The sequence below is a fragment of the Vibrio sp. AND4 genome (genome assembly GCF_000171815.1).
Taxonomy (GTDB): Bacteria; Pseudomonadota; Gammaproteobacteria; order Enterobacterales; family Vibrionaceae; genus Vibrio.
Map to the genome: position 1 here is coordinate 44,947 of NZ_ABGR01000005.1, position 14,928 is coordinate 59,874.

Genomic DNA, 14,928 nt, shown 5'->3' on the forward strand with positions numbered 1-14,928 from the left:
ATTCCCAGCCTCGCTTCAATGACCTAAGCAGTTGTAGACTATTATTTTTCTTTAACTACTGCGTCATTCTGAGAGGCGAGGAGTGAGTCAGATTCAGAGTCTACTATCGAGTGTTGTATTGCTAAGGTGGTTTCAGGGACTTTTTAGGTTGTTGGTTTCTAGTCTGACTTCGGCTTTATTGAATCAAGCTTTTTAGATTTAAAATAACAAAGGGCAGCTTGATGGCTGCCTTTGTGTGTTTGTCGTTTGGATCTGAGAACTACTCGTCGTCGTCGGCGTAGCCGTGAGCGCCAAGCTCAAAACCATCAAGGTACGCTTTGCCATCTCTCATCGTCAGCCTCTCATCCACCAGCCATTTCGTAACCATGGGGTAGATCTTATGCTCTTGAGTTTGCACACGTGCAGCAAGACTGCTGATATCGTCATCTTCGAATACGGGTACCTTTGCTTGCAGTACTACAGGGCCGCCATCAAGTTCTTCTGTCACGAAATGCACACTGGTGCCATGTTCTTTATCACCCGCATCAATTGCGCGCTGGTGGGTGTGTAAACCTGGATACTTAGGCAGGAGAGAAGGGTGGATGTTGATCATCTTACCCATGTAGTGGGAAACAAATGCGCCACTCAGAATACGCATGTAGCCGGCGAGAACAATCACGGCTGGTTGATATTCATCGATTTGCTTCATCAGTTCAGCATCAAAGTCTTCACGCGATTCGAATGCTTTAGGATCGACAAAATGACTATTCGCACCAAATTGTTTGGCGCGCTCTAAACCATACGCATCAGCTTTGTTGGAGAACACCGCTGCGACTTGTGCATTTGGCATGCTGTCTTCGCAAGCTTCCAAGATGGCTTGCAGGTTACTGCCGTTACCCGAAATGAGGACCACTATGTTTTTCATGATATTGAGACTGCCTTGCTATGGTAGGTTTGAAGTGCGTATCCGCTAAATTACCTACTATTAGAATGGTTTTCGATGTGCCAGATAGCAGAATGAGGACATGGCGTCCTCATTGATAATGTTATGGAGAGCAACTCACAAGTTATTGGATTTCAACTTGCTCTTCATTAGCTTCTGCTTGAGCGATTTCACCAATCACCCATGCGTTTTCGCCTTCTTGTTTAAGAAGTGCAACCGCCGCGTCTGCTTGGTCTTTCGGTAGTGCTACGATTAGGCCAACACCACAGTTGAAGGTACGGTACATTTCGTGCGTTTCAACGTTGCCTTTCTCTTGCAACCATTTGAAGATGATTGGCCATTCCCAGCTGTTCCCATTGATCACTGCTTTGGTGCCCTCAGGCAGTACGCGCGGGATGTTTTCCCAGAAACCACCACCTGTGATGTGAGAGATGGCATGGATGTCGTGCGTCTCAATCATCTTAAGTGCTGATTTGATGTAAATTTTAGTTGGTTCTAGAAGGTGTTCACCAATAGTACGACCTGCTAGCTCTTCGTTCTTATCCGCACCAGAAACTTCTAGGATCTTACGGATAAGAGAGTAACCGTTTGAGTGTGGGCCGCTTGAACCAACAGCAATAAGTGCGTCGCCTGCTGCTACTTTGGTGCCGTCAATGACGTCTTCTTTTTCTACTACGCCAACACAGAAACCAGCAACATCATAATCTTCGCCTTCGTACATGCCCGGCATTTCAGCGGTTTCACCACCAATAAGTGCACAACCTGCTTGAACACAGCCATCAGCGATACCAGAAACCACGTCTGCTGCTGTGTCTACGTCCAGTTTGCCCGTAGCGTAGTAGTCTAGGAAGAACAGAGGTTCAGCGCCTTGAACGATGAGATCGTTTACACACATTGCGACGAGGTCGACGCCGATCGTGTCGTGCTTGTTCATATCCAGCGCTAAGCGAAGTTTTGTACCTACACCGTCGGTGCCAGACACCAATACAGGCTGTTTGTATTTCGTCGGTAATTCACACAATGCGCCAAAACCACCGATACCACCCATCACTTCAGGGCGACGAGTACGCTTAACCGCACCTTTAATACGATCTACAAGCGCGTTGCCTGCATCAATATCTACACCAGCATCTTTGTAGCTAAGAGAAGAGTTGTTACCACTCACAGGGAAGTCCTCGGTTTTTAAGTTGGCTATGAAAACGGCGCTATTCTACCAGTGGTTAAATACAGATAGCAAACGTTTGCGTTGGTTTTTTTCTTTGGTTATCTATCCTGATATCACGGAAAATATCATGTATAATCTGAAGGTTTAGTTAAATATTGCCAATAAAGCCGGAGATGGAAATGAAAGTTGTTGAAGTTAAACACCCTCTAGTGAAACACAAAATCGGTCTCATGCGAGAAGGTGACATCAGCACGAAGCGTTTTCGTGAGTTAGCGACAGAAGTCGGTAGCCTACTTACTTACGAAGCGACTGCTGACTTTGAAACAGAGAAAGTAACCATTGACGGTTGGAATGGTCCTGTAGAAGTTGACCAAATCAAGGGTAAGAAAGTAACAGTGGTGCCAATCCTGCGTGCAGGCCTTGGTATGATGGATGGCGTTCTCGAGCATATGCCAAGTGCACGTATCAGTGTTGTCGGTATTTACCGTGATGAAGAAACGCTTGAGCCAGTACCATACTTCAACAAACTTGCTTCTAATATCGATGAGCGTATCGCACTCGTTGTTGACCCAATGCTGGCAACAGGTGGCTCTATGATCGCAACGATCGACCTACTAAAAGAGAAAGGTTGTCAATCAATCAAAGTACTTGTTCTTGTCGCGGCACCAGAAGGTATTGAAGCGCTAGAAAAAGCGCACCCAGATGTTGAGATGTACACGGCAGCCATCGATGAGAAGTTAAACGACAAAGGTTATATTGTTCCTGGTCTTGGTGATGCGGGTGATAAGATCTTCGGTACTCAATAAGTATTAGTCGGTTTAACTGACCTGAAAAACAAAGGCTTGGTAAAAACCAAGCCTTTTTTGTCTCTCGTTTCTTGTTGTTTAGATACGAAATACGAAAGTAGCAAGGCGACTTAAGTCAATTAAGCCGCATGATGCATTATTTGGTACTGTCTTCTTCCATCTGGGCGTTATCCACCACATGGTTTTCACCAAGGTCGTGTGGCAGCACTAGGTTAAGAAGAATTGCCACGATACCGCAAAGACTTACGCCTTGTAGGCTGAACTCGCCAATGCCGAAAGCCATGCCGCCGATACCAAATACGAGTGTGACAGCGACGATCACCAAGTTACGTGATTTGTGCAGGTCAACGTTGTTCTTAATCAGCGTGTTTAGGCCGACGGTTGCGATAGAACCGAACAGTAGAATCATGATACCGCCCATTACTGGTACTGGAATCGTTTGCAGAGTGGCACCAAGCTTGCCAACCAATGCAAGGACGATGGCTGTGATCGCAGCCCATGTCATGATTACTGGGTTGAAAGCTTTGGTTAACATTACCGCCCCAGTCACTTCACTGTAAGTGGTGTTAGGTGGTGCGCCAAGCATAGAGGCGGCAATCGTCGCTACCCCGTCGCCTGCGATCGTGCGGTGCAGGCCAGGCTTTTTCAGGTAGTTTTTCCCGGTTACGTTAGAGATTGCCAGCATGTCGCCCACGTGTTCAACCGCAGGTGCAATCGCCACTGGGATCATGAATAAGATCGCGTTGATGTTGAACTCTGGAGTCGTGAAGTTTGGCAATGCTAGCCAAGCCGCTTGCGTTACCGGAGTAAAATCCACCACGCCGTAGAATAGAGAAACAGAGTAACCCGCGAAGATACCGCCAACGATAGGCACCAACTTTAGGAACCCTTTTGCAAATACACTCAGAGCGATTGTTGTTAAAAGTGATACTGCCGAGATGATAACCGCGGCATCACCGTTAATGAGCTGCACTGCGCCGTCACCAGTTTTACCCACTGCCATGTTTACCGCAGTCGGTGCCAAGCCAAGGCCGATCACCATGATGACTGGACCAACGACAACTGGCGGCAGAAGTTTATGGATAAAACCAACACCACGCACTTTGATCATCGCCCCCAGAGCCACGTAAACGAGACCAGCGGCCATTAAGCCACCCATGGTTGCACCTATACCCCAAGTCTGGATACCAAACATGATAGGAGCAATAAACGCAAAAGAGGAAGCAAGGAAGATAGGGACAGAACGTTTAGTAATCAGTTGGAAAAGAAGAGTACCGACTCCAGCACCGAACAGAGCGACGTTTGGGTCAAGGCCAGTCAAAAGAGGCACCAGCACAAGAGCCCCGAAAGCGACAAAGAGCATCTGAGCGCCTTGTAACGCGTTTTTCATAATTATTTCCTATTGAGATATACGCAGACAAATCGGCGGAATATTATCACTATCGCAAACGATTGCAATGTTACTTTGGTCAAATTTTTGGATGGGTGGATACTCGAATGCCATAGCTTTGTATTCGTCGTAGGTTTCCATTCAACATGACTACCGATAATTCACTCAGTACCATTCTTGCTCAAGGTGTGATAGTTGCTTATCATGCGGGTTCTTGTTCAGAGGATTATGAAAACTATGCGCTATTTAGCTCTCTTATTGATGGGTTGGTTGTCTCTGCCAGTTTATGCATCAACTCAGGTGGATATCTATCGTGCCGAAGTGGCGATCGACGGTGAGCAAAAAGACGGTGAAGAACTCGCCCGTCAACAAGGTATGCAAGATGTGATTGTGCGTGCAACAGGCAGTCAATCTTCTCTCAGTAACCCAGTAATTAAGAAAGCAGTGAGCTCAAGCTCTCGCTATATTTCTCAACTTGGTTACGGCCAGCTTGATGGTCAAAACAGCGTGAAGGTACTGTTTAACAGTGGACAAATTCGTTCACTATTGACGCAAGCTCAGCTTCCACTATGGTCACCAAACCGCGCCAACATTTTGGTTTGGATGGTAGAAGAGCAGGGCTACGATCGTACGGTCACGTGGGAACAATCAGATTCCGCAAGTGCCGCGGCGTTACGTCAAGCCGCAGTCGCCCGTGGATTACCAGTAACCATGCCCGTAGGTGATTTTGATGATGTGACGGGGGTGACCGTTTCTGATCTTTGGGGCGGTTTCGTTGGCCCTATCAGTCAAGCAAGTCAACGTTACCCAGTCGATGCCGTGCTGATCGTTCGCGTTCAAGGTGATAAGCTTCGCTGGAGTCTGTACGACCAACCCCCTGCGCGATTGTCTGAATCGACACAATCGTTACGCAGCGGTTCGGCGTCCGGCGAGAATGCAATACCAGCGATGATTGATGGCATTGCCGATTACTACGCGAAGAAGAGTGCGGTTGTGGTTTCAAGCAAGTCGTCCAAAGCACTGGATGTGAAAGTATTGAACGTGGAATCCGCGATGGACTTCTTTGAGCTAGAAGATTCGCTTACTAACCTTAGCTCAGTCGCAGGAAGCGAAATCAAGCGTGTCCAAGGTAATCAAGTGACGCTAACGATTCATCTTCTTGCTTCGCAGCAGGCGTTTGAGCAAGAGGCGTCTTCGATTCGTCCATTAGAGGTGACAGAAGATCCTATGATCGACATGGAGCCCGTTCAACAAGCGCAATGGCCAGTTGGGGCAGGAGAAGAGCAAGCGCCGGGCGCGATTGAACTCGACACTGGGACTGACCAGGTTCAGCCAAAGCAACCTGTGATTACTCAGCCAGCGCCAGTGCAATACGACTTGCTCTACAAGTGGAAAGCACCACTGCGTGCTAAAACAGAGCCTTTGAAGGAAGAATCAGAAATCGCGCCAGTGCTAGAAACGGACGTGATTGACGAGCATCTAACTTAAGTTCGTGTCGCTTAGGCTCATGTACATTAAGCTCTTACTCAGCAGAATAAAAAAGAGTCGCCTAGTGCGACTCTTTTTTATTCTGTGTTAGCCTCCAGTATTTGTCATCTACTTATGCTGTCGCTGAGAAAACTCTGAAGAAATTGAAGCTGGATGGCTCTCGGCTTGCTACTTATTAAACTTGGCTTTTTCTTCTTTCTCAACTTGAGATAAACGTTTTAATTTTAGACCCAACTCTTTCCCTCGTGCTCGTGTGAATAAGATATTACCCAAAAAGCCGAGTGAGGTAAGGGCTAATTCTACAACAGCGAGCCAGCGCTCACCGTCGTCCACGTACAAAATCGTCAAGGCATGCAAGAAGTACAGCATTAAGACGAAGTTCGCCCAAGCATGTGTGTAAGGCTTACCGGCGAGAATGCCAGGAAGTGGCAACAACAAAGGGATACACCACGCGATAGCCAGTGTTGTGCTACTCAGGTGCGGATGAGGAGATAAAGCCAATTGCCACATGGCAACCCAAGCCAATAATGCCAAATTGCCAAATAGTGCCATATAGCGATAGCTTTGGGTTCGTGTGCTGAGAGGGGGTTGGTCAATAATGTCGGACATCGATTTGCTTATCCTTTAGCTTACTGGCTTGCTTTGAGCTTTTGTGCCGCTGTTGCCAGTCGTTTTCCTAATTGTTGTGCAAGACGGATCTCTTCGGCGGTAAGACTTGGTTCGTGTCCTACACTGCTTGCACCGTAAGGTGTACCACCAGATTGTGTGGTGTGCAGTTCTGGCTCTGAGTATGGGATACCTAATACCAGCATACCGTGATGCAAAAGAGGGGTCATCATGCTTTGCAGTGTTGTCTCTTGGCCTCCATGCATGGAAGAAGACGAGGTAAACACGCAGGCTGGTTTATCGATAAGGTCGCCGTTCACCCACAAAGACGTAGTCTGATCCCAAAAGTGCTTGAGCGGCGCAGCCATGTTGCCAAACCAAACCGGGCTGCCAAATGCAAGGCCGTCACACTGTTTGAGTTCATCAAGCGTGACAATGGGATCGGTAGGGAGGCGTGTATGAGGCGACAGCTCTTCAACAGTGCGCAAAATGGCTTCGCAACAGGGAGTCGATTCGACCCCTCTTGCTATCTGTCTTGCTAGCTGTTTTGTTGAGCCATGACGGCTGAAATACAACACGAGGACTTGACAATCCATTTATAGAATTTCCAATACTTGCTCTGGTGGACGGCCGATTTTTGCTTTGCCATTTGCCACCACGACAGGGCGCTCGAACAGTTTTGGGTTTTGCGCCATTGCATCGAAAAGCTGCTCATCAGTCACTGAAGCTTCGCTGAGCGCGAGCTCTTTGTATCTTTCTTCTTTGGTACGCATCATTTCGCGCACTGAAGAAAAACCAAGTTGAGCGTAAAGTGTTTTGAGCTGCTCCACATTGAGCGGTGTATCAAGGTATTTAATCACTTCCGGTGTTACACCATTTTGCTCAAGCAGTTCCAGAGTTTGACGACTCTTTGAGCAGCGAGGGTTGTGATAAATCACGACTGACATGGTTTTCTCCATTTCGTTATTGTAATGCCATGAACTGATCTCTTTGGATCATCAGTTGGTCGATACGAGCGTCATATCGAGCTTGTTCCAAGCTGCCCAACTTAGCAATTTTGCTTGCTTCACTATAATACTGGATCGCTTTGTTCCAGTTTGCTCGCAATGCCAAGATTTCGGCACGTGCGGCGAGTTCTTCATCGTTGTTACCCAGCGCATGGTTGCCCTTTGAAAGCAGGTGCCAACCACTGCTGTCCTCTGGGTTATCATGAGTGTAGCGCTGCAGAATACGAACGGCCTCTTCGTCTTTATTCGCCTCAAGCAATGCGTTGGCGTAGTTAACCGTGAGTACGTTGTTTTGTGGGTTGTGTTTCAGCGCTTGGCCCAGCAAAGCAACGGCTTTTTGCGGTTTTTTCTGCGCAATGTATAAATCGGTCACGGCATCTAAGTAGAAAGGGTTGCCAGGGTCTTGCTGCAGCAATTTTTTCAACAGCGACTCTGCTTCGCTCAGGCGATTATTGTCCAAGTGAACCAGTGCACGTCCATAATCAAACGATGGGATAATATCAGGGGACGCTTTTTTCTGAGTTCGCTTGAACCAACCCATTGCAGCTTGTCCATTGATACCAGCGTAACGTGCAACGATTCGAGCGCGCGTTAAATGATAGTCTATCGAAGGTGTAACGCGAATTGGCGGATACGTTCTGGCTCTCGCTCGACTATCGGTAATACGGTCTTCAGGCAATGGGTGAGTCAGAAGCATTGGCGGTGGTTTACTCGCGTAACGGTATTCATCTGCCAGGCGACCAAAGAAACGTGGCATGGCGTTTGCCTCAAAACCTGCCTTTGCCAGTGTTGCAATACCAAAGCGATCGGCTTCTTTCTCGTTTGAGCGAGTATAGTTAATTTGGCTTTGCATATTACCTGCCGTCGCCGCTGTCACTGCGGCGATTCCAGCCTCTGGAGAAGCAATGGCAAGTAACAGCGCACCAGCCAATGCCGCCATCGTGGCCGGTGAACGGCGAGCTTGTTCCTCCATGCTTCGTGCAAGGTGACGCTGTGTGACGTGGGCAATTTCGTGTGCCATAACCGAGGCAAGTTCGCTCTCGCTACGAGCGTGTAAAAACAGACCTGAGTGCAGCGCAACGTAACCACCAAAAAAAGCAAAGGCGTTGATGTTGCGGTCACGGATCATAAAAAAGCGGAATGGGGTTTTTACGTCATTGGCATTGGCAACCAAACGATGTCCAAGTGTGTCTATGTATTCGTTGATGACAGGATCATCGACGATGGGACTGCTGGCTCTGAGCATGCGCATGTACGCGTCACCGTAAATCAACTCTTGATCGATGGTCAGAGTGCCTCCAGCTGCCGTACCAATATCTGGAAGGTCGAGACTATTGGCGTAAATAGGCGTTGGTGTACTCATTACAGCAGTAAGGCATAGACAAACTAGCGAGCGAGTGCTTTTTAACATACGGTTTAAAGATTCTCCAAAATACCGAGTCTGTGCTTGAGGGATGAATGCTTTCAACGTCAGTAAAGGCGTTATGGTTATTTTCGTTACGCCAAGTATCTTGTGATTACTTGGGTATATACTAACGATAAGACCAAAGATAAATGAATTGGTTTCGTGAATTGTCATGCACATAACGTTAAATTGTTAATTTAAAAGTCATGTTCTTCTACGCTTAAATCACTAGCACCAGCTCAAAAAGCCGTTACAATACAACCCTATCACAAGTGCAGAGCAATACAATGGAATCCATGTTACTCGATTTGCGTGAACAACGCTGCCCTATGGCACTGTTACTTGCGAAGCGTCACGCTGCCGATATATTTCAGGGAGAGGCACGGCACTATCACCAGCTCGTCATTCAAGTGTCGGATAAAAGCTCAAAACACGACATCGTGAAGTATTTGTGCCGCCAAGGTTATAAGGTGGATTGTCAAGTTTCGTCAGAGTACTTTACTTTGACAGTACTCAATAAGGAACCTCAATAAGATGCTTGAAATGGTAAGTCGCTGGTATAAGCGACGTTTTTCTGACCCACATGCAGTGAGCCTAGTGGCGATCTTACTGTTCGGCTTTATCACTATTTATTTTCTCGGGCATTTGATTGCGCCACTACTGGTCGCGATCGTTCTTGCGTACTTACTTGAATGGCCAGTGATACAAATGTGCCGTTTGGGTATTCCCCGGACATTCTCTGTCATTATCGTTATTTTGATCTTCATTGGCTTGATGCTGATTGCGGTGTTTGGTCTCGTGCCGACGATTTGGACTCAGGTGGGCAACTTAATCAATGATATCCCCAATATGTATGCAGGGTTGCAGAAGTTTATTGCGACGCTGCCAGAGCGTTATCCTGAGTTAGCAAATTTACGAATTGTAGAAACCTTAGTGACCAATGCGAAGAATCAAGCGATCGGTTTAGGTGAGAGCGTAGTGAAGGGCTCGTTGGCTTCTTTGGTTAGCTTGGCGACTTTGGCGGTTTACCTGATCCTTGTTCCTTTGCTGGTTTTTTTCTTGTTGAAAGACAAAGAAGAAATGATGAGCATGGCAAGTGGTATTCTGCCGAAAAATCGTCGGCTGGCGAATAAAGTATGGCATGAGATGAACGAGCAAATCTCTAACTACATTCGCGGTAAGGTGTTAGAAATTCTTATTGTTGGCAGCGTGAGCTACGTAACCTTTGCGATACTCGATCTGCGTTACTCAGCGCTGCTTGCAGTTGCTGTAGGATTGTCAGTGCTGATCCCGTACATAGGCGCGGCGGCGGTAACCGTACCTGTGGCGATTGTCGGTCTGTTTCAATGGGGGTTAGCGCCACCGTTCTACTGGCTGCTTGTTGCTTACGGCATCATTCAAGCATTAGATGGTAATGTGTTGGTTCCAGTGCTGTTCTCTGAAGCGGTTAATCTTCACCCTGTTGCTATTATTGTCGCTGTGTTGGTATTTGGCGGTATGTGGGGTTTCTGGGGTGTCTTCTTTGCGATTCCATTGGCAACGCTAGTAAAAGCGGTATGGAACGCCTTGCCAAGCACCGAAGACAACGAGCCGATAAAAGAATAGAAACGTATTCAATAAAAAGCCCAGCGAATGCTGGGCTTTTTGATATTTGGATGAAAGTAAAGCTTACGCGTTGTCTTTCAAGTAGTTCAAGACCACTTCGTGGTGATCTTTGGTTTTGAACTTATTGAACACGTGCTCAATCACACCTTCTTCATTGATCAGGAAACTGATACGGTGAAGGCCATCGTACACTTTACCCATGAACTTTTTCTCGCCCCACACGCCGAACTGGTCAGCTGCCGCATGGTCTTCGTCAGAGAGTAGCGTGAAGTTCAGTTCATCACGTTCGATGAATTTTCCAAGACGTTTTACTGGATCGATGCTCACGCCCAATACCACTACATTATGAGCATCAAGCTCTGCTTTTACATCACGCAGACCTTGTGCCTGAGTTGTACACCCCGGCGTCATCGCTTTTGGGTAGAAGTAAAACAAAACTTTCTTGCCTTTAAAATCACCGAGGGAAACGGTGTTGCCATCTTGGTCGAGCAAAGAGAAGGCTGGTGCTGGCGAGCCTGCTGTCAGCGTATTCATGGTTATGTCCCTTACTTATGGATTATTTTTGATGAAATTCAGAGAACCTTGTACGTTAAGAGTATTACAAAGTTCATCGAAATCTTCTTGCAGTTGCATCAGATTGCAGTCAGCACTCACTGAAGCGGTGATAGCAATGTGGAACTGGTCGGCATCCAATTGGATTTTTGACTTACTGATGGTTTGCGCACTTAACGAATGTAGGCCAATCTGTTTATCGGCGAAGAACTGCGTGAACTGCTCGGTTAGGCCGATGCGATCGTCAGATTCAATGAACACTTCCATCGTGTAAGTACTGTCGAGCAACTCGTGGTCTGATGTGCGTTTCATGATGGTGATAAGATCATGTTCTTGTCCAAGAAGTGGCAGTTGCGTTTCGACTCGGGTGACGTTACTGGCGTTGCCAGTGAGTAGCATAATCAGCGTAAATTCGTTGCCAAAAATAGCAATGCGGCTATCAACAATGTTACAGCCAGCTTGTGTGACGAGCTTAACCACTTGGTTACATATGCCCGGACGATCTTTTCCAACCGCCGTAAGTACCAGATGTTGCTTCATAAAAAGCTTCTTGTCTTTTCTTTCAATAGACAGATGGTAGCACAGATACAGCGCAGAATTGTGGAGTCAGTTCTTTTTTTAAACGTGAAAAAACGCCTTGTTTATTAAGTGCACAGTTTGCTTTCGACGTTCACTATTAATTCACTCCATACTGACTGGAATACTATGATGAAAGAGTATATTCCGCGCCTAATTTAAAGTGGTGAGCTAGGATTGCTAAGCAAGCATTGCCATTTAACACAATTGTCAGGATAGGTAGGATTGAGAACAAAATTCATATTTTAGTTGCTAGACCTCTAACAACTGGTAATTATTCATTCATTTGTACTTTGTAAGCGAGTTTACGCTCTTGTGTTTGTCAATCGCATTACAGTACCATGCAGAAAGAGTAAAATGACGGAGATAAACATGTTTTCAGGAAGTATCGTAGCGCTGATTACACCGATAAAAGCAGATGGCGAAGTAGATTTTGATAGTCTACAAAAGCTTGTTGAGTACCATGTTGAAGCCGGCACAGACGGCATTGTCGCAGTTGGCACCACTGGTGAGTCAGCGACCTTAACCATTGAAGAGCATGTAAAGGTCGTAAATAAAACCGTTGAGTTTGTAAATGGTCGTATCCCTGTGATTGCGGGTACGGGTGCAAATGCGACCCATGAAGCCGTTACTTTCAGCAAATTGTTGGCTGATTCTGGTATCTCAGGCTTCCTAAGCGTCACACCGTATTACAACAAACCAACCCAAGAGGGGTTGTTCTTACACTACAAAGCCATTGCTGAGGCGAGTAACGTACCGCTTATTTTGTATAATGTACCGGGTCGCACAGCAGTAGATATGTCTCCTGAGACTGTGGCTCGCTTGTCAAAGCTTGATAATATCGTGGCATTGAAAGATGCGACAGGCGATTTAAATCGAATTGCGCTTCATCGTGAACTTTGTGGCGAAGATTTTATCTTACTAAGTGGCGATGATGCGACAGGGCTCGAGTTTGTTAAGCGTGGTGGTCATGGTGTTATCTCGGTAACCAATAATATCGCCGCGAAAGACATGGCAGACATGTTCCATTTGGCGAGTGAAGGTAAGTTTGAGGAAGCAGAAGTGATCAACGAACGTTTGATGACACTGCATAAAAACCTATTTGTGGAATCAAGCCCAATCCCGGTAAAATGGGCAGCGCATAAGCTTGGTTTGATTAAAGAGGGCGAGTTGCGTCTTCCTTTGACCCCGCTTTCTGAAAAATCGCAGCCAGTCTTGGAACAGGCGCTATCAGACGCCGGTATTTACTAAGATTGAGTTGCTAGGACTGAAGTTCATGCTGGGGGCTAGTTAGCCCTCAGTGTTTAGGAGTATAAATGAAGCTTTCAAGCCAGTTAGTGTTTAGCTCACTAGCTGTATTCGTATTGACTGCCTGTTCAGGTGGTGCCAATCAGCGTCGTCAAGCAAAAGATGACTTCGAGTATTTAAACACACCAGCTCTTGAGGAGTGGAGTGTGCCAGCAGGTGCTCAACCTCAGTTTTACCCTAACTACCGCATTCCTCAAGGGAACTACGCGGGTGGTATCGGTCAAGAAGTTGATATTCGTCCACCTCAGCAAGTTTTGGAATTGATCCCAGGTGCTCGCTTAGATCGCAGTAGCGATGGCGAAGTCACACTATGGCTGCTGCGTAAGAATGAACTGGATAAAGTGTGGCAAACCGTTCAAGAAATGGTTGCAGATAACAAAATCCCGGTAGAAAACCAAACGGATAATCGTATCGAGACAGGGTGGGTAACTTGGAACTCACCAGATGAAGATATGGAAATCGGTAGCCGCTACGAAATTGTTCGTGGTGAGATGAACGGTCGTCATGGATTTAAAGTAAGCCTACTTGAGTGGCGTGAAGGCAATCAAGTGAAAGAAGTCACACGCACTAACCGCGAGCGTTACAACGTGTTTATGACTAACTTGGTAACGGCTCGCTATGACCAAAACGTACGTGAAGAAGCCGAGCGTAAAGCGCAAGAACTGGTGAAACATATCCCAATCACTATGGGTAAAGATCGCAGTGGTCTGCCAGTGATCATTGCCCGTGCTCAGTACAATGTGGTTTGGAACCGTCTTCCTGATACGCTACCTAAGATGGGTTTCAATATTGAAGAGCGCAGCCAATCTCAAGGCACTGTGACTGCGAAGTACGCATCGCCAGATGATGAGTTCTGGAACGACATCGGTGTGAAGCCTGTTGACCTTGCTCCGGGTAAGTACACCTTCTTACTTGGTGACCTGGGTAACCGTACTTCAATCAACATTACTGACTCGGCTGGCAAGCCAGTCGAGGAAGCATTTTTGAAATCACTGGCGCCAGTGCTGGCCGCTAGTGTGAAAGAATAATGGCGTGTCAAAACAGAAACACTGGCTTATTACTGTGAGTTGTTAGACACAGACAAACAAAAGGGACCTCAATGGTCCCTTTTTGATCTTAGCGATAACGAGAAGAGCACTCAAAGTGCTATCAAGTTTGCTATGAGCTTGAGGAAAGCTTAAGGAGATTCGTCTTTCTTGTCTCCGAGTTCATCGTTGCGCTCTTTATCCAATTCGTTCAGCTTGTCTAAATCGTTCTTGCGACCTTTGTCCATCTGACCGAACTTCATTTTCGCGGTGTACTTGAGCGCGGCGATATTACCTACCACTATGCTGATTACAATGATGATAATGACCCAAGGGTTGGTGAGTAATTCGATCATAGAGCCTCCGGAGGCGTGATATTGCGGATGAATTTGGTCACAATCTTATCCAAATTATTCAATATGACCTCAATCCCAGCAATGCTGTCGATCTGATTTTGCTCAATTAACTGATTTTTCAGCACAGCTGGTGTCAAATGGGTTAAGCATTGTCTCCCAACGGATTTGTGACTGATATGCCAAGGTTCAATTGCCACACCACCCAAATCTTGTTGGTAAGGGAAGAAGAAACCAAAGCGATCTAGGTTGGCTTCTAACCATCGATAGAACGCCAACTGATGACCTTCTAAGTATTCCCACGGCTCTAATTGCAGTTGCGTGTCTGGCGGTAACAAGTTACGCGCGTAGACATCAAAATCACACCCCCAATGATGTCGACTGCCACCGGGTAAGGCAGACCAACGAAGAATTGCCATCAGCTTTTCTTCATCACTGAGCCTCGCTTTATTGAGCGATTGAGAGTGGCAATCTAAGATCGCTAACTCACCAGAAAACTTACCGTTCCAAATGGCTTTTTGTCGATGAAAGTCGCGAAATCCACTCGCAATCTCCATCTTAAAACCAGCGTTGGTCGCCGCTTCTATCATCTGTAACAAATCACCTGCCACATCAGGGTGAAGCATAAAAGTTTTTTGCCCGACTAACCTAGGTTGAAGATGTGAATCTGTGATGCCGGTAAGTTGCTCTGGTGTCATAGGGTTCTCGTTAATACGACTT

Annotated in this window: 17 protein-coding genes; 6 read left to right on the plus strand and 11 right to left on the minus strand. The window is 46.6% G+C overall.

Translation table 11 applies throughout. The annotated features are described in order from the left end of the window. Nucleotides 1-259: 259 nt before the first annotated feature. Together purN and purM are read right to left on the minus strand one after the other, a co-directional pair. On the minus strand, nucleotides 260-904 hold the full coding sequence (gene purN / locus AND4_RS08205; protein ID WP_009842487.1) for a phosphoribosylglycinamide formyltransferase: 645 nt from the start codon (nucleotides 902-904) through the stop codon (nucleotides 260-262). A 142-nt stretch (nucleotides 905-1,046) separates the two neighbouring features. Then, on the minus strand, nucleotides 1,047-2,087 hold the full coding sequence (gene purM / locus AND4_RS08210) for a phosphoribosylformylglycinamidine cyclo-ligase (protein ID WP_009842488.1): 1,041 nt from the start codon (nucleotides 2,085-2,087) through the stop codon (nucleotides 1,047-1,049). 179 nt (nucleotides 2,088-2,266) lie between these two features. On the opposite strand from purM, the gene upp reads away from it, so the two are divergent. Further along, the gene (gene upp / locus AND4_RS08215) at nucleotides 2,267-2,893 is read left to right on the plus strand and encodes a uracil phosphoribosyltransferase (RefSeq protein ID WP_009842489.1); all 627 of its coding nucleotides are present in this window, start codon (nucleotides 2,267-2,269) and stop codon (nucleotides 2,891-2,893) included. Between the two features lie 136 nt (nucleotides 2,894-3,029). On the opposite strand, the gene AND4_RS08220 is transcribed toward upp, so the two are convergent. Continuing rightward, nucleotides 3,030-4,283, minus strand: a complete 1,254-nt coding sequence (locus AND4_RS08220) for a uracil-xanthine permease family protein (protein WP_009842490.1) — start codon at nucleotides 4,281-4,283, stop codon at nucleotides 3,030-3,032. Nucleotides 4,284-4,520: 237 nt separating this feature from the next. Between AND4_RS08220 and AND4_RS08225 the strand changes: the two genes are divergently transcribed. After that, a complete protein-coding gene (locus AND4_RS08225) occupies nucleotides 4,521-5,771 on the plus strand; it encodes a DUF2066 domain-containing protein (protein ID WP_009842491.1) in 1,251 nt (416 codons plus the stop codon). Nucleotides 5,772-5,939: 168 nt separating this feature from the next. Here the strand turns inward: AND4_RS08225 and AND4_RS08230 are convergent, their stop codons facing one another. From AND4_RS08230 to AND4_RS08245, 4 genes are read right to left on the minus strand one after another with little or no spacing between them, the layout of a single operon-like run. Next, nucleotides 5,940-6,380, minus strand: a complete 441-nt coding sequence (locus AND4_RS08230) for a DUF2069 domain-containing protein (protein ID WP_009842492.1) — start codon at nucleotides 6,378-6,380, stop codon at nucleotides 5,940-5,942. A gap of 20 nt (nucleotides 6,381-6,400) precedes the next feature. Continuing rightward, nucleotides 6,401-6,973 carry an NAD(P)H:quinone oxidoreductase gene (wrbA, locus tag AND4_RS08235; protein ID WP_009842493.1) on the minus strand — a complete coding sequence of 191 codons (573 nt, stop codon included), beginning with the start codon at nucleotides 6,971-6,973 and terminating at the stop codon, nucleotides 6,401-6,403. Further along, nucleotides 6,974-7,324: an arsenate reductase (glutaredoxin) gene (arsC, locus tag AND4_RS08240; protein WP_009842494.1), complete on the minus strand. Its 351-nt coding sequence runs from the start codon at nucleotides 7,322-7,324 to the stop codon at nucleotides 6,974-6,976. Between the two features lie 16 nt (nucleotides 7,325-7,340). Continuing rightward, complete coding sequence (locus AND4_RS08245) at nucleotides 7,341-8,795, minus strand: M48 family metallopeptidase (RefSeq protein WP_043991577.1); 1,455 nt, start codon at nucleotides 8,793-8,795, stop codon at nucleotides 7,341-7,343. Between the two features lie 290 nt (nucleotides 8,796-9,085). On the opposite strand from AND4_RS08245, the gene AND4_RS08250 reads away from it, so the two are divergent. Beyond that, nucleotides 9,086-9,322: a sulfurtransferase TusA family protein gene (locus AND4_RS08250; RefSeq protein WP_043991567.1), complete on the plus strand. Its 237-nt coding sequence runs from the start codon at nucleotides 9,086-9,088 to the stop codon at nucleotides 9,320-9,322. A gap of 1 nt (nucleotide 9,323) precedes the next feature. Further along, the gene (locus AND4_RS08255) at nucleotides 9,324-10,394 is read left to right on the plus strand and encodes an AI-2E family transporter (protein WP_009842497.1); all 1,071 of its coding nucleotides are present in this window, start codon (nucleotides 9,324-9,326) and stop codon (nucleotides 10,392-10,394) included. A gap of 63 nt (nucleotides 10,395-10,457) precedes the next feature. Here the strand turns inward: AND4_RS08255 and bcp are convergent, their stop codons facing one another. Together bcp and AND4_RS08265 are read right to left on the minus strand one after the other, a co-directional pair. Then, nucleotides 10,458-10,928 (minus strand): thioredoxin-dependent thiol peroxidase, encoded by a 471-nt coding sequence (gene bcp, locus AND4_RS08260; RefSeq protein ID WP_009842498.1) that lies wholly within the window; start codon nucleotides 10,926-10,928, stop codon nucleotides 10,458-10,460. A gap of 15 nt (nucleotides 10,929-10,943) precedes the next feature. Further along, nucleotides 10,944-11,486: a glycine cleavage system protein R gene (locus AND4_RS08265; protein WP_009842499.1), complete on the minus strand. Its 543-nt coding sequence runs from the start codon at nucleotides 11,484-11,486 to the stop codon at nucleotides 10,944-10,946. Nucleotides 11,487-11,894: 408 nt separating this feature from the next. Here AND4_RS08265 and dapA point away from each other — a divergent pair, with 408 nt between their 5' ends. Then, nucleotides 11,895-12,773 carry a 4-hydroxy-tetrahydrodipicolinate synthase gene (gene dapA / locus AND4_RS08270; RefSeq protein ID WP_009842500.1) on the plus strand — a complete coding sequence of 293 codons (879 nt, stop codon included), beginning with the start codon at nucleotides 11,895-11,897 and terminating at the stop codon, nucleotides 12,771-12,773. 65 nt (nucleotides 12,774-12,838) lie between these two features. After that, the gene (gene bamC / locus AND4_RS08275; RefSeq protein WP_009842501.1) at nucleotides 12,839-13,858 is read left to right on the plus strand and encodes an outer membrane protein assembly factor BamC; all 1,020 of its coding nucleotides are present in this window, start codon (nucleotides 12,839-12,841) and stop codon (nucleotides 13,856-13,858) included. Nucleotides 13,859-14,007: 149 nt separating this feature from the next. Here the strand turns inward: bamC and AND4_RS08280 are convergent, their stop codons facing one another. Beyond that, the gene (locus AND4_RS08280; RefSeq protein ID WP_009842502.1) at nucleotides 14,008-14,211 is read right to left on the minus strand and encodes a DUF2897 family protein; all 204 of its coding nucleotides are present in this window, start codon (nucleotides 14,209-14,211) and stop codon (nucleotides 14,008-14,010) included. Next, nucleotides 14,208-14,906 (minus strand): M15 family metallopeptidase, encoded by a 699-nt coding sequence (locus tag AND4_RS08285; RefSeq protein ID WP_009842503.1) that lies wholly within the window; start codon nucleotides 14,904-14,906, stop codon nucleotides 14,208-14,210. Before AND4_RS08285 ends, AND4_RS08280 begins: the two co-directional genes overlap by 4 nt. Nucleotides 14,907-14,928 lie beyond the last annotated feature (22 nt).